Annotated in this window: 24 protein-coding genes; 15 read left to right on the forward strand and 9 right to left on the reverse strand. The window is 40.7% G+C overall.

Features of this window, described 5'->3' with window-relative positions:
• Nucleotides 1-35: 35 nt before the first annotated feature.
• The 15 genes from hemA (at nucleotide 36) to IA57_RS04745 (ending at nucleotide 14,663) form a co-directional block, all read left to right on the forward strand.
• Nucleotides 36-1,289, forward strand: coding sequence for a glutamyl-tRNA reductase (gene hemA, locus IA57_RS04675; RefSeq protein WP_036119956.1), 1,254 nt, complete (start codon nucleotides 36-38; stop codon nucleotides 1,287-1,289).
• The gene (hemC, locus tag IA57_RS04680; protein WP_036119959.1) at nucleotides 1,282-2,190 is read left to right on the forward strand and encodes a hydroxymethylbilane synthase; all 909 of its coding nucleotides are present in this window, start codon (nucleotides 1,282-1,284) and stop codon (nucleotides 2,188-2,190) included. The genes hemA and hemC overlap by 8 nt, the downstream gene beginning before the upstream one ends.
• A complete protein-coding gene (locus IA57_RS04685; RefSeq protein ID WP_036119962.1) occupies nucleotides 2,190-2,855 on the forward strand; it encodes a uroporphyrinogen-III synthase in 666 nt (221 codons plus the stop codon). The genes hemC and IA57_RS04685 overlap by 1 nt, the downstream gene beginning before the upstream one ends.
• A 71-nt stretch (nucleotides 2,856-2,926) precedes the next feature.
• Entirely contained in the window at nucleotides 2,927-3,952 is a 1,026-nt protein-coding gene (gene hemE / locus IA57_RS04690; protein ID WP_036119965.1) for a uroporphyrinogen decarboxylase, read from the forward strand.
• On the forward strand, nucleotides 3,945-4,715 hold the full coding sequence (locus IA57_RS04695) for an EI24 domain-containing protein (RefSeq protein WP_036119968.1): 771 nt from the start codon (nucleotides 3,945-3,947) through the stop codon (nucleotides 4,713-4,715). The genes hemE and IA57_RS04695 overlap by 8 nt, the downstream gene beginning before the upstream one ends.
• Complete coding sequence (locus IA57_RS04700; protein WP_036119970.1) at nucleotides 4,702-5,235, forward strand: GNAT family N-acetyltransferase; 534 nt, start codon at nucleotides 4,702-4,704, stop codon at nucleotides 5,233-5,235. The genes IA57_RS04695 and IA57_RS04700 overlap by 14 nt, the downstream gene beginning before the upstream one ends.
• A gap of 46 nt (nucleotides 5,236-5,281) precedes the next feature.
• Nucleotides 5,282-6,571: a Na+/H+ antiporter NhaA gene (gene nhaA, locus IA57_RS04705; protein WP_036121277.1), complete on the forward strand. Its 1,290-nt coding sequence runs from the start codon at nucleotides 5,282-5,284 to the stop codon at nucleotides 6,569-6,571.
• A gap of 2 nt (nucleotides 6,572-6,573) precedes the next feature.
• Nucleotides 6,574-7,476 carry an oxygen-dependent coproporphyrinogen oxidase gene (hemF, locus tag IA57_RS04710; RefSeq protein ID WP_036119973.1) on the forward strand — a complete coding sequence of 301 codons (903 nt, stop codon included), beginning with the start codon at nucleotides 6,574-6,576 and terminating at the stop codon, nucleotides 7,474-7,476.
• Nucleotides 7,467-8,390 (forward strand): DUF4421 family protein, encoded by a 924-nt coding sequence (locus IA57_RS04715; protein WP_036119975.1) that lies wholly within the window; start codon nucleotides 7,467-7,469, stop codon nucleotides 8,388-8,390. The genes hemF and IA57_RS04715 overlap by 10 nt, the downstream gene beginning before the upstream one ends.
• 66 nt (nucleotides 8,391-8,456) lie before the next feature.
• A complete protein-coding gene (gene hemB / locus IA57_RS04720) occupies nucleotides 8,457-9,446 on the forward strand; it encodes a porphobilinogen synthase (protein ID WP_036119978.1) in 990 nt (329 codons plus the stop codon).
• A 29-nt stretch (nucleotides 9,447-9,475) separates the two neighbouring features.
• On the forward strand, nucleotides 9,476-10,594 hold the full coding sequence (locus tag IA57_RS04725; RefSeq protein ID WP_036119981.1) for a CNNM domain-containing protein: 1,119 nt from the start codon (nucleotides 9,476-9,478) through the stop codon (nucleotides 10,592-10,594).
• Entirely contained in the window at nucleotides 10,594-11,067 is a 474-nt protein-coding gene (locus tag IA57_RS04730; RefSeq protein WP_036119984.1) for a methylated-DNA--[protein]-cysteine S-methyltransferase, read from the forward strand. The genes IA57_RS04725 and IA57_RS04730 overlap by 1 nt, the downstream gene beginning before the upstream one ends.
• A gap of 36 nt (nucleotides 11,068-11,103) precedes the next feature.
• Complete coding sequence (locus tag IA57_RS04735; RefSeq protein WP_036119987.1) at nucleotides 11,104-12,261, forward strand: serine hydrolase domain-containing protein; 1,158 nt, start codon at nucleotides 11,104-11,106, stop codon at nucleotides 12,259-12,261.
• Complete coding sequence (locus tag IA57_RS04740; RefSeq protein WP_036119990.1) at nucleotides 12,251-12,964, forward strand: 3'-5' exonuclease; 714 nt, start codon at nucleotides 12,251-12,253, stop codon at nucleotides 12,962-12,964. The genes IA57_RS04735 and IA57_RS04740 overlap by 11 nt, the downstream gene beginning before the upstream one ends.
• A 7-nt stretch (nucleotides 12,965-12,971) precedes the next feature.
• Nucleotides 12,972-14,663, forward strand: a complete 1,692-nt coding sequence (locus IA57_RS04745) for an ABC transporter ATP-binding protein (RefSeq protein ID WP_036119992.1) — start codon at nucleotides 12,972-12,974, stop codon at nucleotides 14,661-14,663.
• Nucleotides 14,664-15,014: 351 nt separating this feature from the next.
• On the opposite strand, the gene IA57_RS04750 is transcribed toward IA57_RS04745, so the two are convergent.
• From IA57_RS04750 to trhO, 9 genes are all read right to left on the reverse strand, one after another.
• Nucleotides 15,015-15,668: a 3-oxoacid CoA-transferase subunit B gene (locus IA57_RS04750; protein WP_036119994.1), complete on the reverse strand. Its 654-nt coding sequence runs from the start codon at nucleotides 15,666-15,668 to the stop codon at nucleotides 15,015-15,017.
• Between the two features lie 2 nt (nucleotides 15,669-15,670).
• Nucleotides 15,671-16,372, reverse strand: a complete 702-nt coding sequence (locus tag IA57_RS04755) for a CoA transferase subunit A (RefSeq protein ID WP_036119997.1) — start codon at nucleotides 16,370-16,372, stop codon at nucleotides 15,671-15,673.
• 150 nt (nucleotides 16,373-16,522) lie between these two features.
• Nucleotides 16,523-18,856, reverse strand: a complete 2,334-nt coding sequence (locus tag IA57_RS04760) for a penicillin-binding protein 1A (RefSeq protein WP_036120000.1) — start codon at nucleotides 18,854-18,856, stop codon at nucleotides 16,523-16,525.
• 5 nt (nucleotides 18,857-18,861) lie between these two features.
• Nucleotides 18,862-19,350, reverse strand: coding sequence for a gliding motility lipoprotein GldH (locus IA57_RS04765; protein WP_036121280.1), 489 nt, complete (start codon nucleotides 19,348-19,350; stop codon nucleotides 18,862-18,864).
• On the reverse strand, nucleotides 19,340-20,518 hold the full coding sequence (locus tag IA57_RS04770) for a PSP1 domain-containing protein (protein WP_036120003.1): 1,179 nt from the start codon (nucleotides 20,516-20,518) through the stop codon (nucleotides 19,340-19,342). The genes IA57_RS04765 and IA57_RS04770 overlap by 11 nt, the downstream gene beginning before the upstream one ends.
• 120 nt (nucleotides 20,519-20,638) lie before the next feature.
• The gene (locus IA57_RS04775) at nucleotides 20,639-21,643 is read right to left on the reverse strand and encodes a radical SAM protein (protein WP_036120006.1); all 1,005 of its coding nucleotides are present in this window, start codon (nucleotides 21,641-21,643) and stop codon (nucleotides 20,639-20,641) included.
• Between the two features lie 13 nt (nucleotides 21,644-21,656).
• Nucleotides 21,657-21,887 carry a ferredoxin gene (locus tag IA57_RS04780; RefSeq protein ID WP_036120008.1) on the reverse strand — a complete coding sequence of 77 codons (231 nt, stop codon included), beginning with the start codon at nucleotides 21,885-21,887 and terminating at the stop codon, nucleotides 21,657-21,659.
• Nucleotides 21,887-23,131: a peptidase U32 family protein gene (locus IA57_RS04785; protein WP_036120010.1), complete on the reverse strand. Its 1,245-nt coding sequence runs from the start codon at nucleotides 23,129-23,131 to the stop codon at nucleotides 21,887-21,889. Before IA57_RS04785 ends, IA57_RS04780 begins: the two co-directional genes overlap by 1 nt.
• 9 nt (nucleotides 23,132-23,140) lie before the next feature.
• The gene (trhO, locus tag IA57_RS04790; RefSeq protein WP_036120013.1) at nucleotides 23,141-24,220 is read right to left on the reverse strand and encodes an oxygen-dependent tRNA uridine(34) hydroxylase TrhO; all 1,080 of its coding nucleotides are present in this window, start codon (nucleotides 24,218-24,220) and stop codon (nucleotides 23,141-23,143) included.
• Between the last annotated feature and the right edge of the window lie 66 nt (nucleotides 24,221-24,286).

Here is a 24,286-nt window from a genome sequence, read left to right on the forward strand (position 1 = left end):
CTTATACTTTTGTGTGCTGTATATTAAAAATACGTATGCCACAATCAAAAAAACACAAAACGTTTTACGCTATTGGCTTAAGCTATAAAAAAGCCGATGCTGAAACCCGTGGTCACTTTAGTTTAGACAACAATGCAAAAGCAGCATTGTTTGCGCAGGCCAAAACCGAAGGCGTTAGCAGCCTAATCATTATATCGACATGCAACCGTACCGAATTATACGGCTTTGCAGAGCATCCCTTTCAGCTTATAAAACTGTTGTGCGACAACACCAAAGGCACCATTGAGGCGTTTCAAAAAGTGGCGTACGTACACAAAAGCAACGAGGCCGTTGCGCACATGTTTAACGTTGGCGGAGGCTTAGACAGCCAGATTCTTGGAGATTTCGAGATTATTAGCCAATTAAGATCGGCAGCAAGAGACGCCAAAAAACACGACCTGCTAAACAATTATTTAGAGCGTTTGGTAAATGCTGTTATTCAAGCCAGCAAACGTATAAAAACCGAAACCAACATCTCTTCGGGGGCAACTTCGGTATCTTTTGCATCGGTACGTTACATTTTAAAGCATGTTCCCAATATTTCCAGCAAAAACATTTTATTGTTTGGCACAGGAAAAATTGGACGCAATACCTGCGAAAACCTTATAAAACACACTCAAAACGAGCATATCACCCTAATTAACCGCACAAAAACCAAAGCCGAAGAGGTTGCCGGCAGATTTAATGTTGTGGTGAAGGATTATGCCAATTTGCAAGAGGAAATCAATGCTTCAGATATTTTAATTGTTGCTACAGGCGCCCAAAACCCTACGGTTGACAAGTACTTGATTCAAACAAAAAAGCCTTTGTTAATTCTGGATTTATCCATCCCGAAAAACGTGGATAACAATGTGTCCGATCTAGAGAATGTGACTCTAGTCCATTTGGATTATTTATCGAAATTAACCGATGAAACCCTAGAAAAGCGCAAAACCCATATTCCTGTTGCCAAAGCGATTATAGAAGAAGTTAAAGCCGAATTTAACTCTTGGTTAGAAACTAGAAAATTTGCCCCTACCATTAAAGCTTTAAAACTTAAACTGAATGATTTTAAAGCTGCCGAACTGGACACACAACGCAAAAAACTAGCCGACTTTAACGAAGAACAAGCCGAGTTGATTAGCAACAACATCATCCAGAAAATCACCAACCACTTTGCACATCATTTAAAAGACGACACCATCGCTACCGATGAGAGCATAGAGCTTATTAAAAAAGTGTTTCAACTAGAAGAGACCTCCTATGTCTAAAACCATTCGCATTGGTACGCGCGATAGCAAATTAGCCCTTTGGCAAGCCACAACCGTACAGCAACAACTAGAAACCTTAGGATACAAAACCCAATTGGTTCCCGTAAAATCGCAAGGCGATATTATACTTGACAAACCGCTTTACCAGCTGGGCATTACTGGCGTTTTTACCAAAACCCTAGATGTAGCCATGCTTAATGGCGATGTAGACATTGCGGTACACTCCATGAAAGATGTGCCAACACTTTTACCTAAAGGTATTATACAAACGGCCGTTTTACCAAGAGCCAACACCAAAGATATTTTGGTCTACAAAGATTTAGATTTCCTAAAGACCAATGGCACCATAGCCACAGGAAGCCTTAGGCGTAAAGCCCAATGGCTTAACAAATACCCCAACCATAAGGTTGAAGGGCTTCGCGGCAACGTTATTACCCGATTGCAAAAATTAGAAAACAGCACCTACAACGCTGCTATTTTTGCTAAAGCCGGGCTAGAACGCATTGAAATTTTACCTGAAAACCACATAGAAATCGATTGGATGGTTCCTGCACCGGCTCAAGGTGCCATGGTGGTTGTTACGCTAGAAAACGATTCCTTCGCTACCGAAGCTGTTTCTAAGCTTAACCACAAACCCAGTGAAATTTGCACTCACATCGAACGCGAGTTTTTAAACGTTCTAGAAGGGGGCTGCACAGCGCCCATAGGAGCTTTGGCAACCATTAAAAACAATACCATTGTATTTAAAGGGGTGTTACTCGCCATTGATGGTTCCGAAAAATTAAGTGTCGAAAAAACAGTCGACATCGCCAACTACAAAGGCTTTGGAAAAACGTGTGCCCTAGAAATCCTGAACAATGGCGGCAAAGCATTAATGACCGCAATTAAGGCAGCATTATAATGAAAGTGCTTTCTACCAAAATATTAACCAAGGAACAAAAAAACCTGTTCCAAAAGGCCAATATTGCTTTAGCTGAATACGACGCTATTAACATAAAAGCTTTAGATTTTGATGATGATATTATAGCCCATAATGCCATTATTACCAGTCAAAACACGGTAAAAGCACTCTTAGAAAAAAAAATCGTAATAAAGCACTGTTTTTGTGTGGGTGAAAAAACAAAAGCACTTTTAGAAGAACATGGCCAACATGTTACAAAAATGACCCATTATGGCGCCGATTTAGCCAAACATCTTGTAAAAAACTACAAAAACGAACACTTTTGGTTGTTTTGCAGCAGCATTAGAAGAGACGAACTGCCCAATGCACTAACAAAAAACAACATTTCCTTTAAGGAAGTACACGTTTACAAAACGGTTTTAAACCCCCAAACCATAGCAGCTCCTGTTGATGCCGTTTTATTTTTTAGCCCCAGTGGCGTTGAAAGCTACATAACAAACAACACTTTAGAGCATAAAACGGTATTTTGTATTGGTAACACAACAGCCGATGCTGTAAAACCCTATGCCAAAGACATTTATATCGCCAAAAAGCCAACTATTGAAAGTGTTATACAGCACGTTATAAAACAACTTGGCAACAAACACAAACATAAAACCGAGTAAAAAAACATGACGCTTTAAGGGCGGCCTTAAACATTTAAGCCCCCATTTAGCGGGCATAACACTAAAACATTATGATAAAAAACGATCTGTTCTTAAAAGCACTAAAGGGAGAAACCGTACAACGCCCTCCCGTTTGGATGATGCGCCAAGCAGGACGCTACCTGCCAGAATTCATGGCCATTCGTGAAAAATACGATTTTTTTACCCGTTGTCGCACTCCTGAACTGGCAAGCGAGATTACCGTGCAACCCATTCATCGTTACGGCATGGATGCTGCTATTTTATTTAGCGATATTTTGGTGATTCCTCAGGCTATGAACATTGAGGTAGAAATGAAACCAAACTTTGGGCCTTATTTACCCAACCCTATCCGCACACAAAGCGACGTAGACCGTGTTGTTGTTCCCGATGTAACCGTAGAATTAGATTATGTTTACCAAGCCATTAAAGCCACAAAAGAGCTTCTTAATAACGAGGTGCCGTTAATTGGTTTTGCAGGATCGCCTTGGACCATTTTATGTTACTGTGTTCAAGGGCAAGGCAGCAAAACATTCGACAAAGCCAAGGAGTTCTGTTTTACCAACCCAATGGCAGCACACCTACTGCTTCAAAAAATAACCGACACAACCATTGCTTATCTTAAGGAAAAGGTAAAAGCGGGTTGCGATGTTGTTCAAATTTTCGATTCTTGGGGCGGCATGCTGTCACCAACAGATTACCAAACGTTTTCTTGGCAATACATCAATCAAATTATTGAAGCCCTTAAAGACGATGCTCCTGTAATTGCCTTTGCTAAAGGCTGCTGGTTTGCACTACCAGAAATGGCAAAATCTAATGCTTCTGCTCTTGGTGTAGACTGGACCTGCTCTCCAGAGAATGCCCGTTACCTAACTGGTGGCAACATAACCCTACAAGGCAACTTTGACCCTGCCAGATTGTTATCACCTCCATCGGAGATTAAAAAAATGGTACATCAAATGATCGATGCTTTTGGAAAAGATAAATATATTGTAAATTTAGGTCATGGTATCCTGCCCAATATTCCTTTGGATAACGCCAAAGCGTTTATTGATGCGGTAAAAGAATACAATGCTTAAACACATCTTTAAAGGTATACAAGCATATTTTGGGGCTTTTGGATTAATCTCCAAACTTAGGCTCTGGAAATTTTTTGCTATCCCTATTTTAATTAGCCTTGTTACAGCCATTACCATTGGTTTTTTGGCCTACGGTTGGTCTGATAATCTTGGGCATTTAATTTCTAAACTTTGGGTTTGGGAGTGGGGCAAAGACACTTTTGCTAAGGTGGGCAGTATTATTGGCGGATTGTTTATTGTTGCTCTTGGGCTAATCCTTTATAAGCATATTGTCATGGCACTTTCTGCACCGTTTATGAGTCCGGTTTCAGAAAAAATTGAAGCCTACCTGTTAAACACCCCCACCTATAAGCATCGCCAAACTACTTTTGGCCAACAACTTTGGCGGGGTGTTAAAATAAACCTCAGAAATTTGGGTATGGAACTGTTTTGGACCATCCCCATTTTACTCATTGGGTTTGTTCCAGTTATTGGCCTTATTTCGTCTGTTTTGTTGCTCTTGCTCCAAGCGTATTACGCTGGTTTTGGTAATATGGACTACACCTTGGAACGCCATTTTAATTACCGCGATAGCATTGTGTTTGTAAAACAAAATACTGGCCATGCCATTGGCAATGGTCTTGTATTTATGCTAGGTATATTAATTCCTGTTTTGGGTATTGTTTTGGTTTTACCCCTATCGGTAACAGCAGCAACCAAAACGACCGTTTCTGCCTTACAAGCAGATAACCATTACAAATTAGAAGCAAATGCATTTAATTAACGAAACCTTTTACATAGACACCCTTAAACCTGTCGATGCCATGAGTTTAAATCAACTCATGATAAGGAATGCGAGAAATTTTCAGCAGTTTTTACCTAAAACTCTAGCTCAAAACCTTTCAAAAGAGGCTTCGGAAAATTATATAAACCATAAAGCTGAAGCCCTTAACAACAAGTTAGAGTACACCTTTGCCATAAAAGAAAAGGACACCCATAAAGTTGCTGGACTGGTCATCCTTAAAAATATTAACTGGGCTAACAAACAGGGCGAATTTGCCTACTGCCTAGGCCAGGAATACTCTGGCAATGGCTGGATGAGCAAAAGCATTAAAGCGGCAAAGCATTATGCCTTTTCCAAACTAGGCCTAGAAAGCCTCCAGATTTTAATCCATAAATCGAATACAAAAAGCATAAACGTGGCCAAACGTGCTGGTTTTGTCTGGAAAGCAACCTTAAAACAAGAATTTATCTCAGAAAAACAAGAATGGGATATGGAATTGTTTGAAATTGAAAACAACTAAACAATCCTATCTTGCTATTTTTGTAAAAAAACTACACGAAATAACAATGACAGATAAAAAAATTCTATCCCCGTTTCAAAAGTTTGTTAAGATCGAAAGTGTTGGTGGCCTGTTGCTATTTATGGCAACCGTTTTGGCACTTGTTTGGTCCAATTCGCCTTTTTCAGAAAGTTATACAGCCCTTTGGGAGTACAACCTAGGCATTACCACCGAAGATTTCGAACTAAGTAAACCCCTTATTTTATGGATAAACGATGGGCTAATGGCCATCTTTTTCTTTTTAATCGGTCTGGAAATTAAACGTGAATTTCTTATCGGAGAGCTTAATTCACCAAAAAAAATAGGCTTCCCGCTAGTAGGTGCTTTTGGGGGCATGCTTGTGCCTGTACTGTGTTACTTTTTGTTAAATAACAACCCCGAAACCCTAAAAGGTTGGGGGATCCCTATGGCTACAGACATTGCTTTCTCGTTGGCCATACTTACCACATTAGGCAAGCGCATTCCTTTAAGTCTAAAGGTTTTTTTAACGGCTTTTGCCATTGTAGACGACCTTGGTGCCGTACTGGTTATTGCCATATTTTATAGCAGCGCAATACAGTTTAGCCTATTAGGCATGGCCCTTTTGTTACTGGCCTTGTTATATTTCTTATCGTACAGAGGGTATTATTCAAAATTTTTAACCATAAGCTTAGGGATTGTCGTTTGGGTGCTTTTCTTAAAAGCCGGCATACACCCAACTTTAGCTGGGGTTTTACTGGCTTTTTCTGTACCTATTAGGCAGCGAATAGACACACCAAAGTTTATAGACAACCTTGTTGCCATAACCAATAACATTAAACAAGCCTCGGTATTAAACACCCCTATTCTATCAAAAGAACAAATTCAGGAAATAGACGATCTGGAAGATTGGACATGCAAATACCAATCCCCATTACAGAAAATAGAACACAACCTTCACGATTGGGTAGCCTACTTTATTATTCCTGTATTTGCATTTGCCAATGCTGGAGTGGTTATTAACAGCTCGGTTCCCTTAGAGTTTAATTTGGTTACGGCCATCGTGGTTAGTTTGGTCATAGGGAAAAGCATCGGAATCACATCATTTGTGCTTTTCGCCAAAAAAATAAAGCTTATTACCATTCCTTCGGAAATCTCTACCTGGCACATTCTGGGCGTTTCGTTCTTGGCTGGTATAGGCTTTACCATGTCTATTTTTATAGCTGGCTTGGCATTTTCTGGAGACACTGCCAATATCGACTCGGCAAAGGTAGGCATTTTAATAGGGTCGTTGATAGCGGCCATTATTGGATACCTTATTTTAAAGTTTAAACGATAACAATGAAACACACATTCTATCAATACATACAAGATTTACAAAATACCATTACCGCCAAACTAGAGGCTATTGATGGTAAGGCGCGTTTTCACGAAGACCTTTGGGAGCGCCCCGAAGGCGGTGGCGGACGTACGCGTGTTATTCAAAACGGTCATGTGTTTGAAAAAGGAGGTGTTAACATTTCTGCTGTACACGGCCAGCTGCCCGAAAGCATGCAAACCTATTTTGGTGTTAAAGACGCCCATTTTTTTGCTTGCGGCCTAAGCTTGGTCCTTCATCCTAAAAACCCATTTGTTCCAACGGTACATGCCAACTGGCGCTATTTTGAAATGTATAACAACCAAGGCGACTTGGTTGACCAATGGTTTGGCGGCGGACAAGATTTAACCCCTTACTATCTTTTTGAAAGTGACGCCAAACACTTTCACCAGGTGTGTAAAGTTGCCTGCGACAAACACCACCCCGAGTTTTACGAAACCTACAAAAACCGTTGCGATGACTATTTTTGGAATGCACATCGCAATGAAGCCCGTGGTATTGGCGGCTTATTTTTCGATTACTGCAAAGCCCAGGAAGACTTTACAATGAACCACTGGTACAATTTTGTAACCGAAGTTGGCGATAGCTTTTTAGACGCCTACGTCCCCATTGTAGAAAAACGAAAAAACACACCTTATACAAAAGCCCACAGAACCTGGCAAGAAATTCGCCGTGGGCGTTATGTCGAATTTAATTTGGTTCACGACAAAGGCACCCTATTTGGCTTAAAAACCAATGGCCGGATTGAAAGCATTTTAATGAGCCTGCCCCCACACGTACAGTGGGCCTACGATCATCACCCAAAACCTGGAAGCGAAGAAGAAAAGTTAATCGATGTGCTGAAACAGCCAAAATCATGGGCTTAAAAACAAGGCATATTACTTTAGTATTCTTACTTGCCTACTTTAAGGCACACACACAAGCACACGATGTAATGCCACAACCTAAACTAGATTATATTGCGCCTATTACCAACAAAATAACCGCTCGTTTGTTTTTTACAAACACCTATAATTCGTTTACCATTAACGATAGGGATTCTAACCTGAGTATTAAAATGGAACCCAACAAACAAAATAAAATTGGCGCCTCTTTATCGTATAGGTTTATTACGGCTTCTTTTGCTTTCGCCCCGAATTTTTTAGCTGAAAATAAGGATAACGAAAACTCCAAACTGTTTAATTTAAACCTCCGAACTTATTTTGGTAAATGGATGCAAACATTAGATATCTTTAACGAGAAAGGTTTCTATTTAAAACACGCTAGTGCCAATGTGTATTTTTCAAATTTGAAAGCGTTTAAAATTGGTGGTGCAACCTCGTACATCGTTAACGAAAACCTGTCTTTTAAGGCCATTGTTCCCCAACACGAAAAGCAACTAAAGAGCGCCGGGAGTTTTATTCCGCGTGTGCTTTATTACGTTACTAAATACGACATAGATGATGCGCCTACGGCTACTAAATTAGACATGTATTCATACGATATTGCTTTTGCCCCTTCGTATTACTACAATGTTGTGCCTTTTAACAACCTGTTGCTGTCAGCAGGGGTTTCGGCTGGTATTGGCTTAAATCATACCCACTCAAAATCTAATGGTAATAAAGAAAACTTAACCTCTTTATTAACCGAATTTAATTTTAGAACCTCAACCTCATATAACATAAATAATGCGTATTTTGGAGCGCATTACAGCTATCTCATAATTAACCACAATACAGATAGATCGTCTTATGTAAACGACAACATTCCTTTCCTTCAAGTATTTTTGGGTATCGTTTAGAAGCCCCAAAAAAAATGAACGAAAAATTCGATAAAATCAACGAAAAACTCAAGTTAAAAAAATAACATGTACCCACTACAACGCCATAGAAGATTAAGACAGAACAGCACCATAAGAAACCTTGTTCGAGAAACTATTATTACACCTAACGACTTTTTAGTACCTCTTTTTGTAGTGGAAGGCAAAGGCGTTAAAGAAGAGATTGCCTCTATGCCCAATTACTTTAGGTACAGTCTGGACCTTTTAGAAAACGAAGTTAAAACCCTTTGGAGCATGGGGTTAAAATCGGTGTTGCTGTTTGTTAAAGTGCCCGACAACTTAAAAGACAACGCTGGCACCGAAGCTCTAAACCCAAACGGCTTAATGCAACGCGCCGTAAAAACCGTAAAAAATGTATGTCCAGACATGCTGGTCATGACCGATGTCGCCCTAGACCCATACTCCAGCTTTGGTCACGATGGCGTAGTTGCCAATGGGCAAATTTTAAACGACGACACGACAGCTATCCTTGCAGAAATGGCGTTAAGTCACGCCAAGGCCGGAGCCGATTTTGTTGCCCCTAGCGATATGATGGATGGACGTATTTTTAAAATGCGTACTCTATTGGAAGAACAAGGCTTTTACAACACCGGTATTATGAGCTATTCAGCAAAATATGCCTCTGCCTTTTATGGCCCTTTTAGAGATGCGCTGGACTCTGCCCCGGTAAACATGCAAGATGTCCCTAAAGACAAACAAACCTACCAAATGGATCCGGCTAATCGTATGGAAGCCCTTAAAGAAACCCAAACCGATATTGCCGAAGGCGCCGATATTGTTATGGTTAAACCAGGACTATGTTATTTAGATATTGTTCGCGACATTAAAAATATAAGCGATGTTCCCGTAGCTGTTTATCAAGTTTCCGGCGAATATGCCATGCTAAAAGCCGCCGCCGAAAAAGGCTGGCTAGACCACGATGCCGTTATGATGGAACAAGTTACTGCCATTAAGCGCGCCGGGGGCGATATTATTGCAAGCTATTTTGCTAAGGATGTTGTAAAATTGATTTCGTAACTTCGCAAGAACCAAACTAAAACACAATAATGGGTTTACTCATTTTTTACGCCATAATTTCTATTTTCTTTTCGTTTTTATGCTCTATCCTTGAGGCTGTTTTGCTTAGCATTACTCCAACATTCATCAATGTTAAGGAAAAGGAAGGCAAAGCTTACGCCAAAACCCTTAAAGACTTAAAAACCGATGTCGATAAGCCACTTATTGCCATACTTACCCTAAATACCATCGCACACACCGTAGGCGCTATTTTGGTAGGGGTTCAGGCAAAAGTCGCTTATGCCGAAATGTACGGCACCCAAACCCGAAAAATTTTAGGAATTGTACTTACCGAGGATCTTATGGTTGGAATTGTTTCAACCATAATGACCATCTTCATATTGGTCGCTTCCGAAATTATTCCAAAAACCATTGGTGCCACCTATTGGAAAAAGCTGGCTCATTTTACAGCCAAGGCCTTAACCATCATGATTTGGCCCCTGCGTGTAATGGGCATTTTATGGCTCTTGCAACTTACCACCAAACTTATTGGTGGCAAAGAACATCACGGCAGCGTATTAAGTCGTGAGGATTTCCATGCCATGACCGATCTAGCCGAAGAAAAAGGCGTGTTCCTAGAATCTGAAAGTAAGGTTATTAAAAACATGCTTACCTTTAAGGATGTTCAGGCCAAAGACATCATGACCCCTAGAACGGTTATGAAAATAGAGGATGAAGCCATGACTATAGAGGCCTTTTTCAATAAGAACTCCAACATTAGGTTTTCTAGAATTCCTGTTTATAAAGACGATTCCGATAACATTTCCGGCCTCGTTTTAAAAGATGAAATTTTTAGGGAAATGGCCTTTGGAAACGGCAACAAGCAACTTCTGGAAATTAAGCGCGACATCATTATCATTAATCGCACCATGCCCATCCCTAAATTGTTCGAGCAATTGGTAGAAAGCAAAAACCACATGGCCTTGGTGGTAGACGAGTATGGCACTGTAGGCGGCCTAGTTACCATGGAGGATGTTATAGAAACCCTTTTAGGCATGGAAATTATGGATGAAAGCGACAACATTCCAGACCTGCAGCTTTTGGCTAGACGCAGTTGGGAAACACGGGCAAAACGTCTGGGACTTATAGACAATGATTCTGATGACTAATGGAAAGCTGTATTATAAATACGCCCTTAGGTTACACCAAAATTACTGGTGACAGCAATGGCATTTGTAATATTACTGTTTTAAACTCTAAAGAAGAAGCCACCAACATCATCCCACAACCCTTGCAGGAATGCGCCTGCCAACTCCACGATTATTTTCAGGGTAAGCGCTCCCATTTTCACTTAAAATTAAACCCTAAAGGCACCCCTTTTCAAAAAACCGTGTGGAAAGCTTTGCTTAACATTCCTTATGGCAAAACCATTTCGTACTTAGAACTATCCCGACAGTTAGGCGACGAAAAAGCCATTCGGGCAGTAGCCAGCGCCAATGGCAAAAACCCCATCTGGATTGTAATTCCCTGCCACCGCGTTATTGGTAGCGATGGCAGCTTAACAGGTTATGCAGGAGGGTTACACCGCAAACAATGGTTACTAGAACACGAAAGCCCCTATAAACAGCAAGCTTTATTTTAATTTTTTACTATCTTTAGTTTTAAACTAAAAGCCACCATGAAATACATTAAAAAACTAGGCCAGTGGTTAGCTGCTTTAATCGCTTTGCTTATTCTTGCCCTTTACAGTACCGACACCGATTACCTCCTTAAAGCCGTTAGAACCATTTATTTTAATGGCCATACCACCGCTTTTTTAGATGACTACAAATATTTTGAAAACAAGCCACTAAACATTACCACCACACAACCTTGGCCCAACCATAAAAATTACAATACGGCACAAGAAACACCCAAACTGGCTGAAACCAATAAAGATTTAGGAACCGTTGCCTATGTTATTATTAAAAATGATAGCATTTGGTATGAAAACTATTACGACGGGTATGATGAAAGCTCCAAATCCAACTCTTTTTCTATGGCCAAGAGCTATGTTTCTGCCCTTCTGGGCAAGGCCATAATGGACGGCTACATTAAAAGTCTAGACCAGCCTGTTTGCGACTTTATGCCCGAGTTTTGCGAAGGCGAAGCCGCAAAAATGACCGTAGGCGATTTATCCAGCATGGCTTCTGGCACCAATTGGGACGAACGCTACTATTCGCCATTCTCTATTACAACTCGCGCCTATTTTGATGACGATTTAACCAAAGTAATGTCTGGACTTAAAGTTGTTAACACCCCAGGAAAAGCATTTAAGTATGCCAGTGGCGACACACAAATGCTCGCCATAGTTATAGAACGTGCCACCGGAAAAAAGCTTTACAACTATCTTACAGAAAGCTTCTGGAAACCATTGGGCAGCGAAAACCAAGCCCTCTGGCAGTTAGACAGCGATGGCCACGACCTAGTTAAGGCCTATTGTTGTATTGCCAGCAACGCTAAAGACTTTGCGCGTATGGGCAAACTCTATAAGGATTACGGAAAATGGCAAGGAAAACAAATTCTAGATTCGGCTTTTATTGCAAAATCTATAACCCCCCGTTTTAAAGAAAGCCCCCAGTATGGTTACGGTTGGTGGTTGCGAAACATGGGAGACAAGTCCTTTTTCATGATGCGGGGCCACTTGGGGCAATATGTTATTGTAGAGCCCAACGACAATGTTATTATTGTGCGTTTAGGGCACTCTAAAGGTCCCGGCGATGCCGTAGCCACCTTTACACCAGACATTACAACCTATATAGAAGAAGCTTATAACATGTTAAACAATGCTCTCTAAACTACATTTAGAAAACATATTATTCCTAGATATTGAAACCGTTCCGGAAACGCCAAAATTTTCAGATTTGGACACCACCAAGCAACTGCTATGGGAAACCAAATCGAAATACCAACGCAAGGACGAGTTTACTGCCGAAGCATTTTACGACCGCGCCGGTATTTGGGCCGAATTTGGAAAAATTGTCTGCATTTCTGTCGGATATTTTAAGATTACCAACGATGTAAGAACGTTTCGGGTAACCTCCTTCTACGGCGATGAAATAACTATTTTAAAAGACTTTAAAGCCCTTTTAACAACACACTTTCACCAAGCAAAACACTTGCTGTGCGCCCACAACGGAAAGGAATTCGACTTTCCTTATATTGCCAGAAGAATGATTATCCACGGCATACAGCTTCCTCATAAATTAAACCTGTTTGGAAAAAAACCGTGGGAAGTTCCTCATTTAGACACCTTAGAACTATGGAAATTTGGCGACTATAAAAATTACACCTCCCTAAAATTACTAACCCATGTTTTAGGCATTCCGTCGCCAAAAGACGATATAGATGGCAGTGAAGTTTACCGTGTGTTTTACGAAGAACAGGACATAGACCGCATTATAAAATACTGCGAAAAAGATACCGTGGCCGTGGCTCAAATTTTGCTGCGTTTACGCGGAGACACCCTTCTACATGACAATGAAATTACCCATATATAACATTTAAATGACCCATAACCCCATACTTTCTGTAACCGACCTAGCCATTTCATTTACCTCCCAAAAAGAGACCAATCAGGTTATTCATGGCATATCCTATCAACTTTACCCCAACGAAATTCTGGGTATTGTAGGCGAGTCTGGTTCTGGAAAATCGGTGTCTTCCTTAGCGATTATGGGCCTGCTACCCAAGCGTATTACTCGTATAACCCAAGGAAAAATAACCTATTTGGGGCAAAACCTTACCACATTAACAAACAAAGCATTTCAAACCATACGCGGCCGTGAAATTGCCATGATTTTTCAAGAACCTATGAGTTCGCTAAACCCTTCTATGATATGTGGCAAACAGGTTGAAGAAATTTTATTGCAACACACAACCCTGTCCAAAACAGAGGCAAAAGCTGAAACCCTATCGTTATTCGAAAAAGTAAAACTCCCCGACCCCAAACGAGTGTATACGGCCTACCCTCACGAAATTTCCGGTGGGCAAAAGCAACGTGTTATGATTGCCATGGCCATTGCTTGTAAACCTAAAATATTAATTGCCGACGAACCTACGACCGCTTTGGATGTTACCGTTCAAAAAGAGATTATCCAATTGCTAAAAACGCTTCAGAAAGAAACTAAAATGAGCATTATCTTTATATCTCACGATTTGTCTCTAGTTTCTGAAATTGCCCATAGGGTTCTGGTCATGTACCAAGGCCATATTGTAGAACAAGGCCATTGCCAGGATATTTTTAAAGCGCCAACACACCTCTATACCCAAGCTCTCATCGCCTCTAAACCAACTTTTGGCGAGCGTTTACAGCAATTACCAACCATTAAGGATTACATAGAAGGCACTACAAAAACCGCCATTGTTACCAAAGCAGAACGCGACAAACGCCATCAGGCCATTTATGCCAAGCCCCCTTTATTGGAGGTTGTTAATCTTGAAAAGGCGTATTTTTCGAAAACAGGCTGGTTTACAAAACCCGATGTGTTTAAAGCCGTAAACCAGGTGAGTTTTAAGCTTTATGAAGGAGAAACCCTAGGTTTGGTTGGCGAATCGGGCTGCGGAAAATCTACGCTATCTAACGCCATTTTACTGTTAGACAAAGCCACCTCTGGGGCTATTTTATACAAAGGCCGGGACATTACACAACTTAATAAGGCCGAGGAGCGCGCTTTACGAAAAGACATCCAAATTATTTTTCAAGATCCTTACGCCTCGTTAAACCCACGCATTCCCGTTGGTAGGGCTATTTTAGAACCCATGCAGGTTCATGGCATAGAACAGACAAACAGCGCTAGAAAAAACAAGGTTATTGATTTGTTGGAGCGTGTTGGGCTTTCGGCTTCCGATTTTAATAAGTACCCCCACGAGTTTTCCGGTGGGCAAAGACAACGTATTGGTATTGCTAGGGCCATTGCATTAAATCCTAAGCTTATTATTTGCGACGAATCGGTTTCGGCTTTGGATATTTCAGTGCAGGCGCAGGTTCTTAATTTGCTTAACGACCTGAAAGCGAACTACAACTTCACCTACATTTTTATTTCGCACGACCTATCGGTTGTAAAGTATATGTCGGATCAATTGTTGGTGATGAACCAAGGTAAGATTGAAGAATTGGGCGATGCCGATGCGATTTATGCGGCGCCCAAAAAAGCGTACACCAAAAAACTAATTAATGCTATCCCAAAAGGGTTATAGCATTAATAGCTTTTTAGTTAAATAGACCATTCCTTTAAAAAACTGAAAATGTTCCTTAATCGTTTCTTGGAATTTACTTGTTGTAGGTTGTTTAGGTAGATTTGTTGCTGTTTCATTCATAAGTACAATTCATGATTATGTTATGAACATCATAAATTAAGTTTATGATAGATTTGGTTTAGTTTGGGACTACTAATATGAAAAAGTTTTTTGAAAAAATCTGCTGAAACACCATAAATTTCGTTGAAATACATATTTTTTTAACATTTAGGCTATTTTTGAAAATTTATTCCTACAAAAAAAAGCCGCTTGTAGCGGCCTTTACTTTTTAATGTGTTGTTGTTGTGGTATTTATAACTGCATTTCGGGCACTTCACCATCAATTATTAGGGTACCTTCTGTAGCTTGCTTAATATCTTCTACGCTCACACCAGGAGCTCTTTCTACCAAATAAAAGGCATTATCCTTAATTTCTAGTACTGCCAAATTGGTAACAATTTTGGTTACACAGCCCACGCCTGTTAAGGGCAAGCTACATTGTTTTAACAACTTCGATTCGCCTTTCTTGTTGGTATGCATCATGGCTACGATAATATTTTCTGCGCTTGCTACCAAATCCATGGCGCCGCCCATACCCTTTACCATTTTCCCCGGAATTTTCCAGTTGGCGATGTCGCCATTTTGAGCCACTTCCATAGCCCCTAATATGGTTAGGTCTACGTGCTGGCCGCGAATCATGGAGAAACTCATGGAGGAATCGAAAAAACTAGCGCCTGGTAACGCTGTTATGGTCTGCTTTCCTGCATTTATCAAATCGGCATCTTCTTCACCTTCAAAAGGAAACGGTCCCATGCCCAATATGCCATTTTCACTTTGAAATTCAACTTCTATATCGTCTCTTACAAAATTGGCCACTAGGGTTGGAATTCCTATTCCTAAATTCACGTAATACCCGTTTTTCACTTCTTTGGCAATACGTTGTGCTATTCCGTTTTTATCTAACATAACTAAGCTTTTTGTCTTACTGTTCGTTGTTCAATGCGCTTTTCGTAATCTGCTCCTTGGAAAATACGCTGCACAAAAATTCCCGGGATATGGATTTGGTTAGGGTCTAATGTGCCAGCCGGCACCAATTCTTCTACCTCTGCCACAGTTATTGTAGCGGCACCACACATGCTGGGGTTAAAATTTCTGGCTGTTCCTTTAAAGATTAAATTTCCGGCCTCGTCGCCTTTCCAAGCCTTAACAAAAGCAAAATCGGCTTTAAACGCTTCCTCTAACACATACATTTTCCCGTTAAACGCTCTAGTTTCCTTGCCTTCGGCAACTTCGGTACCATAGCCTGCCGGGGTGTAAAACGCTGGAAAGCCCGATTGTGCAGCTTTACACCTTTCGGCCAAAGTGCCCTGCGGAACTAGTTCGACATCCAACTCGCCCGATAGCATTTGGCGCTCAAACTCGTCGTTTTCACCAACATAGGAAGAAATCATTTTTTTTATTTGTCGCTTTTGAAGCAATAAGCCCAAGCCAAAATCGTCTACACCTGCGTTGTTTGAAATGCAGGTCAGCCCTTTAATGTTTAATTTTACGAGTTCTGAAATGGCATTTTCTGGAATACCGCACAAGCCAAACCCCCCTAACATAAGGGTCATGTTGTCCTGAATACCCTGTAATGCTTCAGAAACATTCGCCACTTTTTTATTTATCATTTTTTAAACCTTTTTTACTAGCGAAAAATACAAAAATACGAGGAGATGTGTTAATTGAAAGCTTTAAAAATTGTTGCATGTCTTTTATTAAACCTGCTGCTACAAGTAGTCATAAAAAAACCACTTCGTTTTTTGAAGTGGTTTTTAGTATTAAAATTCTAGTTCTTCTGGAATATCCTCTTCTGGAGAGGCATCGCCTTGCCCCTCTGGGTCGTACTTGGCGCAGTTTACCTCTATTGTTAGGTCTTGGGGTTTTAAAAACTCGCCTTTCGAGACATTAAGCTGGTCGTCTTGGTAACAACTTTTCATAAACATGCCCCAAATGGGTAAAGCCATTGAGGCGCCTTGCCCATAGGTAATGGTTCTAAAGTGCGCAGCACGATCTTCGGCTCCTACCCAAACACCTGTCACTAAATTTGGCACCATGCCCATAAACCAACCATCACTCTGGTTTTGGGTGGTTCCTGTTTTTCCGGCTATGGGGTTTGACAATTCGTATGGATAGCCTGTAATAATCTCCTTGTAAACGGCGCTCCATTTATCGGCGCCTTTATGCCTTAGCCTTCTACCAGAGCCGCTTTCTGTAACACCTTCTAATAAGTTTACCGTAACATAGGCTGTTTCGGCACTTAGTACATCTTTAGATTCTGGTTTAAATTGGTATAAGATGGTACCATTTTTATCCTCGATATGGGTTACCATAACGGGTTTGTTGTAAACACCTTGGTTAGCAAAGGTGGCATAAGCGGCTACCATTTCGTATACGCTTAAATCTGCCGAGCCCAAACCTATGGAAGGAACTACTGGTATTTCGGCTTCGACTCCTAATTTTTTCACTAGGTCTACCACGGGCTGTGGCCCAACCTTATCCATTAGTCTTGCTGTAATGGTGTTTACAGAATTGGCCAAAGCACTTTTTAAGGTAATGCTTCCGCCGTATTCGCCACCAGCATTTTTTGGGGTCCAAGCTTTAGTATTGCCATATTTACCTGCCTCTATGGTAATTTGTGTGTTTGGCAGTTTATCGCATGGCGAAAGGTGAAGTTGGTCTATGGCTGTGGCATAAACAAAGGGTTTAAATGTAGACCCTACCTGACGCTTGCTCTGTTTTACATGGTCGTACTGAAAGTGTTTGTAGTTCATGCCGCCTACCCAAACTTTTACATGGCCAGTTTGGGGGTCCATGGACATCATACCGGGGTGCAAAAAGGATTTATAGTACCTCATAGAGTCTAGAGGTTTCATAATGGTATCTATTTCGCCTTTCCACGAAAACACGGTCATTTGTGTGGGCTGGCTAAACGATTTGATAATCTCTTCATCAGATTTCTTTAAATCGTATTTCATGTGTCGCCAACGTTCAGACTGTTTCATCGAGCGCTTTAACAGGCCGTCTATTTCGCTTTGTGTTAGCCCTAAAAACGGGGCTGTTGGGTTTCGCTGTGGGGTATTTTGGTGGTCGAACTCGGCCTGCAACCTTGGCATGTGCTGTTGTACAGCATACTCGGCATGTTGTTGCATACGCGAGTCTATGGTGGTGTACACTTTTAACCCATCGCCATAAAGGTTGTATTTTGAGCCATCTGGTTTTGGGTTATCCTCGATCCACTGTTTCATAAAGTCGCGCAAAAACTCCCTAAAATAGGTTGCTACCCCTTCTTTATGCGATTCTGGCGAGTAGTTTAAATCTAGTTTGGTGCTTTGCAGCGAATCTTTTACGGCTTCGTTAATATATCCGTATTTTTCCATTTGACTTAACACCACATCGCGCCTATTTCTGGTTCCAATGGGATTGCGGTGTGGTCTTGGATTATAGAGAGAGGAGTTTTTAAACATCCCAACCAACATGGCCGATTCCTTAATGTTTAAGTCCCTTGGCTCCTTGTTAAAGTAAATTCTCGAGGCAGAGCGAATACCATCGGCATTATTGCCAAAATCGTAAATATTAAAATACATGGCAATAATTTCTTCCTTGGTATACTGGCGCTCCAAACGAATGGCTATAATCCATTCTTTTATTTTTTGAATGATCCTTTCGGCTATGTTGCTAGAGCCTTCGCCATGAAACAACTGTTTTGCCAACTGCTGTGAAATTGTACTGGCACCGCCGCCACTTCCCATTTTTACAACGGCTCTTAGGGTTCCCCAGGCGTCAATTCCAGAATGGCTATAATAGCGGGCATCTTCTGTAGCGATTAGGGCATCTATTAAATGTTGTGGCAGGTCTTCGTAACCAACGGGGGTTCTGTTGTCGTTAAAATAAAATTTTCCCAGAGTTTGGCCATCTGCAGAGATAACTTCGGTTGCCAAATTGGTTTTTGGATTTTCTAAAACAGTATGGTCTGGCATGTCGCCAAACACCTCAAAACGCGCCAATAAAAATAACAGGGCGATAAAAACGAGACCCGCTAAAAAAAGCCCCCAAAACCATTTTACATAGGTCGAAAAATCGTGTTCTTGTTTAACTTGTTTTTTCTTTGCCATACATGCTATTTTATTTCTGGTATTTCTATGCTAAACCCTACATCCGATACCCCTTCTAGGTTTACTACACCGTTTATTTTGCCGTTTTCGCGCATGGCCTGTTGAATGTTTAGGGTATACGTTCCTGGTTCTTTAAAGATAACACCTTCTTTATACCACAGCTTGTTTTCCTTAATGTCTGAAAATCCAGTTCCTAGCAGTTCGCCATTGGGCTTGGCCATTTTATACTCTAAGGTATCTTTTATGGTTTTCCCATGCGGAAAGTTCATTTCAACAATTAAAAACAAGTTGTTGTACTTGTATTTTTGTGTGTTTCTTAAGTTAACGTATACATTATACGGCTGTAAGGTGTCTGGCGGATGTATTTTAAAAGACACCACAGAATCTTTATGCCATTTTAATTCTGGAATGGTTTTGTACGAACTAAGCGCCACCTTGTTATTACACGCTAAAACTAACAAGCAACTAAAAAAAAGGACGATGCTATTTCGCATTGTTTTTCTTGTTTTGTGGGGGTCTTCTCCTATTTTTATTTCGGCGTCTTTTGGGTTTTTTTCGTTTGGTTCCAACATTATCGAACCGTGTTAAACTATCTTGACCTACAACGTTTTCAAAGTCTGTTTTAGTATCTTCCTCTAGCAATTCTGATGCAAACTCCTCTAAACTTGCAACTTTCTTATTGGTTTTATTAAGCGCAATAATTTCTTTTGCTTGGTCTTTGGTAATTTTATGCCAATTGGCCCATTCGCCTTCGTAGGCATACCACATAATGCCTTTAAAAATATCTGTTTTTTGGCAAACAGCGGTTCCTTTTTGGGTTTCTAGTTTTATGTCGGTTTTAGGGAACTTGTTAATGGCCTCCAGATAGGTATCCAATTCGTAATTCAAGCAGCATTTTAATTTGCCACATTGGCCTGCTAATTTTAGTGGGTTTAAGGAAAGCTGTTGGTACCTTGCCGCCGCGGTGCTTACCGAACGGAAATCGGTTAGCCATGTAGAACAGCACAGCTCTCTACCACAAGAACCAATACCTCCTAAACGCGCGGCTTCTTGGCGGAAGCCTACCTGTTTCATTTCGATTCTTGTTTTAAACTCTCTGGCAAATACTTTAATAAGCTCTCTAAAGTCTACACGCTCTTCGGCGGTATAATAAAACGTGGCCTTGCTGCCATCGCCTTGGTACTCGATATCGGAGATTTTCATTTTCAAATTAAGGTCTATCGCAAATCGACGTGCCCTAACTTTCATTTTATCTTCTTTCTCCCGAGCTTCAATCCAGATGTCTATATCTTTTTGTGATGCTTTTCGGTAAATTTTATAGATTTCCTCGCCATTAAGCGGGATTTTTTTTCGTTTCATTTGAACCCGAACCAATTCGCCTGTTAGGGTTACAGCACCCACATCGTGGCCGTATTGCGCCTGTGTGGCCACAACGTCGCCTATGGCAAGGGTTAGGTTTTCGGTATTTTTATAATAGTGTTTTCTGCCATTTTTAAAGCGCACCTCAACCCACTCGAATGGCTTTTCGCCGTTGGGGAGGTTCATGTTAGACAACCAATCGAACACCGTAAGTTTATTGCAGCTATCGGTACCGCAAGTCCCGTTGTTCTTGCATCCTTTTGGTTGGCCATCTTTTCCAGTTGAACAACTGTTACAACCCATAAAATGTATGTATATTGATTCTGAAAAACGGCAACCGCCATTTCAGAAGGAGATTAATAATTAGGTTTCATTTAATATGTAAAGATAAGATTATTCCAACGACTTTAAAATTTTGGCGTTTTAATTAAGATCTACTTCATAATTAAGGCGGTAACTACGCGATCTTAACGCCGATTTCGATTTAAAGATATTTGAAAACAAGGTCTTGCTCCACCCTATTCTTTTTGAGTACTGATTAAAGGTTTCTGCTTTCCAATTAAAGTCCTCTTTCCATACTTTTTGCGGTGATATGTAGCAAAACGTATAATCGTAAATAAGGCTGGAATTGTTCATTGCACTTTTTTCCGGAATGTTTTTTGAAGCCAACAACACAATGTGGTGTTCCTTGCAATTATCCTGTATTTGCTTTATTACCCTAGGATAATCTTCGCGAAGGACCTCCAGATCGAAGTCGTTATACTCGGTATTTCCAATTTTTTGAATGGGTCTTATTTGAAGGATATCGAAACTTTTCCCATCAAAACGGTCAAAAAGCTCCTTCAGCTCGTAAAAATTATCTTTGTTGAAGGTATAGTTAATACGAACCTTAAAATCGTACTTCTGTTTTAGCTTGGCAAAGGCCTTAAAAGCCTGGTGAAATTTTTCGTAGCTCGCCTTTTTCATAAAGCCCTCGTAGCTTTCCTTGGTTACCCCATGCAAGGAAATGGTAAATTCATTTAAACCTGCTTGTAAGAGGTCTTCTATTTTTTCCTCGGTTAACAAATTGGCATTTGTGGTAAGCGAGATGTAAGGCACCTTATACGCCTTTCCTAGGGCTACCAATTCTGGCAAGCCTTTGTAAAGTGTAGGCTCTGTACCGCAGCCTATTTGCAGTTTTAAGGCGCGGCTAAAGATAACCTTGGCTATCTGGTTTAGTTCTTCTGGCTTAAATTGCCCTTTTAGGGTTTTTACATAATCGGCATCTGTAAAATAGCACATCTTACAGCGCAAGTTACAGGCCAACACGGGATCTAGATTTACGGCCAGATAACGTTGGTTAAATTTATGCAAGAGGTAAAGCCCTAGGAATTTAATCCTATGACTTTTAATTTTCCTGTTAACTTGCAATAGTTTATATATGTTCATGAAATCGCCTGTATTAAACACGTTTAACGGTTATTATGTGCACCGGGCATGCTTTGGCTGCTTGGTCACAACTTTCAAAAATAGTTTCATCTGGCGACTTTAAGGTATAAAATCCTTTTTTTTCTTGGCTTCTAAGCAATACAGATTTGCCGTCTTTTTTAGACATTTGAAATTGCTCTGGGGCCAATTCTACACAATAATTACAGCCTATGCATTTGTTTCTTTGCAGCGTAACAACAACCATTAGGCTTCTACTTTGTTTTCTACAATTTTGTACAATTTGTCCGAAGGCCTTATTCTAAACGGTATAGGAATGGTTACCGAGTCGCCTTTAGCGCCTTTTTCCAGCTGTTCGCCATTAATTAACATGGTATCTACGCTAACCTCCTTAGCCCCTGTTGTTGGACCTGTTATAAGAATGGTATCGCCCAAAGACAACTCGTAAGCTTCTATTTTAAACTCGCCTACGCCTGCTTTAGGGTAATAGTGTACCCCTTTGCCAAGGTATACTTTTCGTTGAGTGGCATGAGACCCAGAGCCTTTGCTCCATTCGCCCAATTTTTGCCCCAAGTAATATCCGCTCCAAAACCCTCGGTTGTACACTTTCTCTAACGCTTGCATCCAGGCAATCACTTTGTCTTTGCTGTACGTGCCATTAGCCACACTATCAATTGCTTCGCGGTAGCATTTAATCACGCTAGCCACGTATTCTGGTGCTCTACCACGGCCTTCAATTTTTAAAACCGTAATGCCAGCTTCTATAACTTCTTCCAGAAAATCGATGGTACACAAATCTTTAGGCGACATAATGTACTCGTTGTCCAGTTCCATTTCAAACCCAGATTCTTGATCGATAACGGTATATTTTTTACGGCAATTTTGCTTACAGGCACCTCGATTTGCAGAAGAGTTATACGCATGCAGGCTTAAATAACATTTCCCGGAAACCGCCATACACAGGGCGCCATGCCCAAAAATTTCGATTTCTACCAAACGTCCAGACGGGCCTTTTATTTGCTCTTTTTTTATCTGCTCGGTAATTTTTTTAACCTGTCTTAAGCTCAACTCCCGGCTTAGCACCATTGTATCGGCAAACATGGCATAAAATTTTACCGTTTCTATATTGGTAATGTTAATTTGGGTAGAAATGTGCACTTCCATCCCATGTTCTCTTGCCATGCCAATCACAGCCTGATCCATAGCTATTACAGCCGTAATACCCGAGGCCTTGGCTGCTTTAATAAGTGTTTTTACAATAGATAGGTCGTGATCGTAAATAATGGTATTTAATGTTAAATACGTTCGCACCTTTTTTTCCTGACACCTTTTAGCAATCTCCGGCAAGTCCTCTAAGGTAAAATTAATCGAGGCTCTTGCACGCATGTTTAATTGCTCTACACCAAAATACACCGAATCTGCGCCATTATCTAAAGCTGCCTGTAACGATTCGAAATTACCCGCTGGGGCCATTAGCTCTATATGCTGCATTGTTTTAACTTATTTAGAGGTGGTTGGCGTTTGTAAGGTTTCGAAAATATTTCTTAAATCCTTTTTATAAGGCAAATGGTCTGCACGACCTTTCTTAAAAATATCGTTGCTGTTCCCTTGTCCTTTTCTTAGAGCTTTTTGCTCTTCGTAAGGCAAATGGGTAATTTCCTGGCAGGTTGAAGAGCAACAATTCTCCATTTTTTCCTTGCAGGCTTCACATTGTATAAACAGCAAGTGGCAGGCCTCGTTGGCACAGTTGGTATGCACATCGGCTGGGCTGCCGCATTGGTGGCATTGGGCAATGATGTGGTCTGAAATGCGTTCGGCACGACGGTCGTCAAACACAAAATTCTTTCCTATAAACTTGTTTTCCAAGCCTTTTTCGTTTACCTGGTGCACATAATTTATTATACCGCCTTCTAACTGAAACACCTTTTTAAACCCTTTGTGCTTGTAATAGGCACTAGCTTTTTCGCAACGGATGCCCCCAGTACAATACATTACCAGGTTTTTATCTTCTTTATGTGCTTTTAGGTCGTCCTCTATAATTGGCAACGATTCCCTAAATGTATCTACATCGGGTGTAATGGCATTTTTAAAATGGCCTATTTCGCTCTCGTAGTGGTTTCGCATATCGACCAAAACGGTGTTAGGGTCTTCTATTAAAGCGTTAAACTTTTCGGCATCGACGTGTTCTCCTTTATTGGTCACATCAAAAGTGGCATCATTTAAGCCATCGGCCAAAATTTTAGAACGCACTTTTATTTTCAGTTTTAAAAATGAAAAATTATCCTGCTCTACGGCAATATTCAATCTTACGTTTTCTAAAAACACAATAGAGTCCAGATGCGCCTTAAAAGCATGGAAGTTTTCGGCCGGCAAGGATAGCTGGGCGTTTATACCTTCTTGGGCCACGTAAATACGCCCCAAAACCTCTAGGTGGTCCCAGGCCATAAATAAATGGTTTCTAAAAATTTTTGGGTTGCCTATTTTGGCATACTTATAGAAAGAGACTGTCAGGCGGTCTTTTCCGGCCTGCTCGATAAGTTTTGCTCTTTCTTTAGCGCTTAAGTTATTGTACAGTTGCATGCTATACTAATGGTTTAAGGTTAAAGATGTTATTAAAATGTGGTGCAAAGGTACGCTTTTTAGTTT

Source organism: Mangrovimonas yunxiaonensis, from assembly GCF_000733475.1.
Lineage (GTDB): Bacteria > Bacteroidota > Bacteroidia > Flavobacteriales > Flavobacteriaceae > Mangrovimonas > Mangrovimonas yunxiaonensis.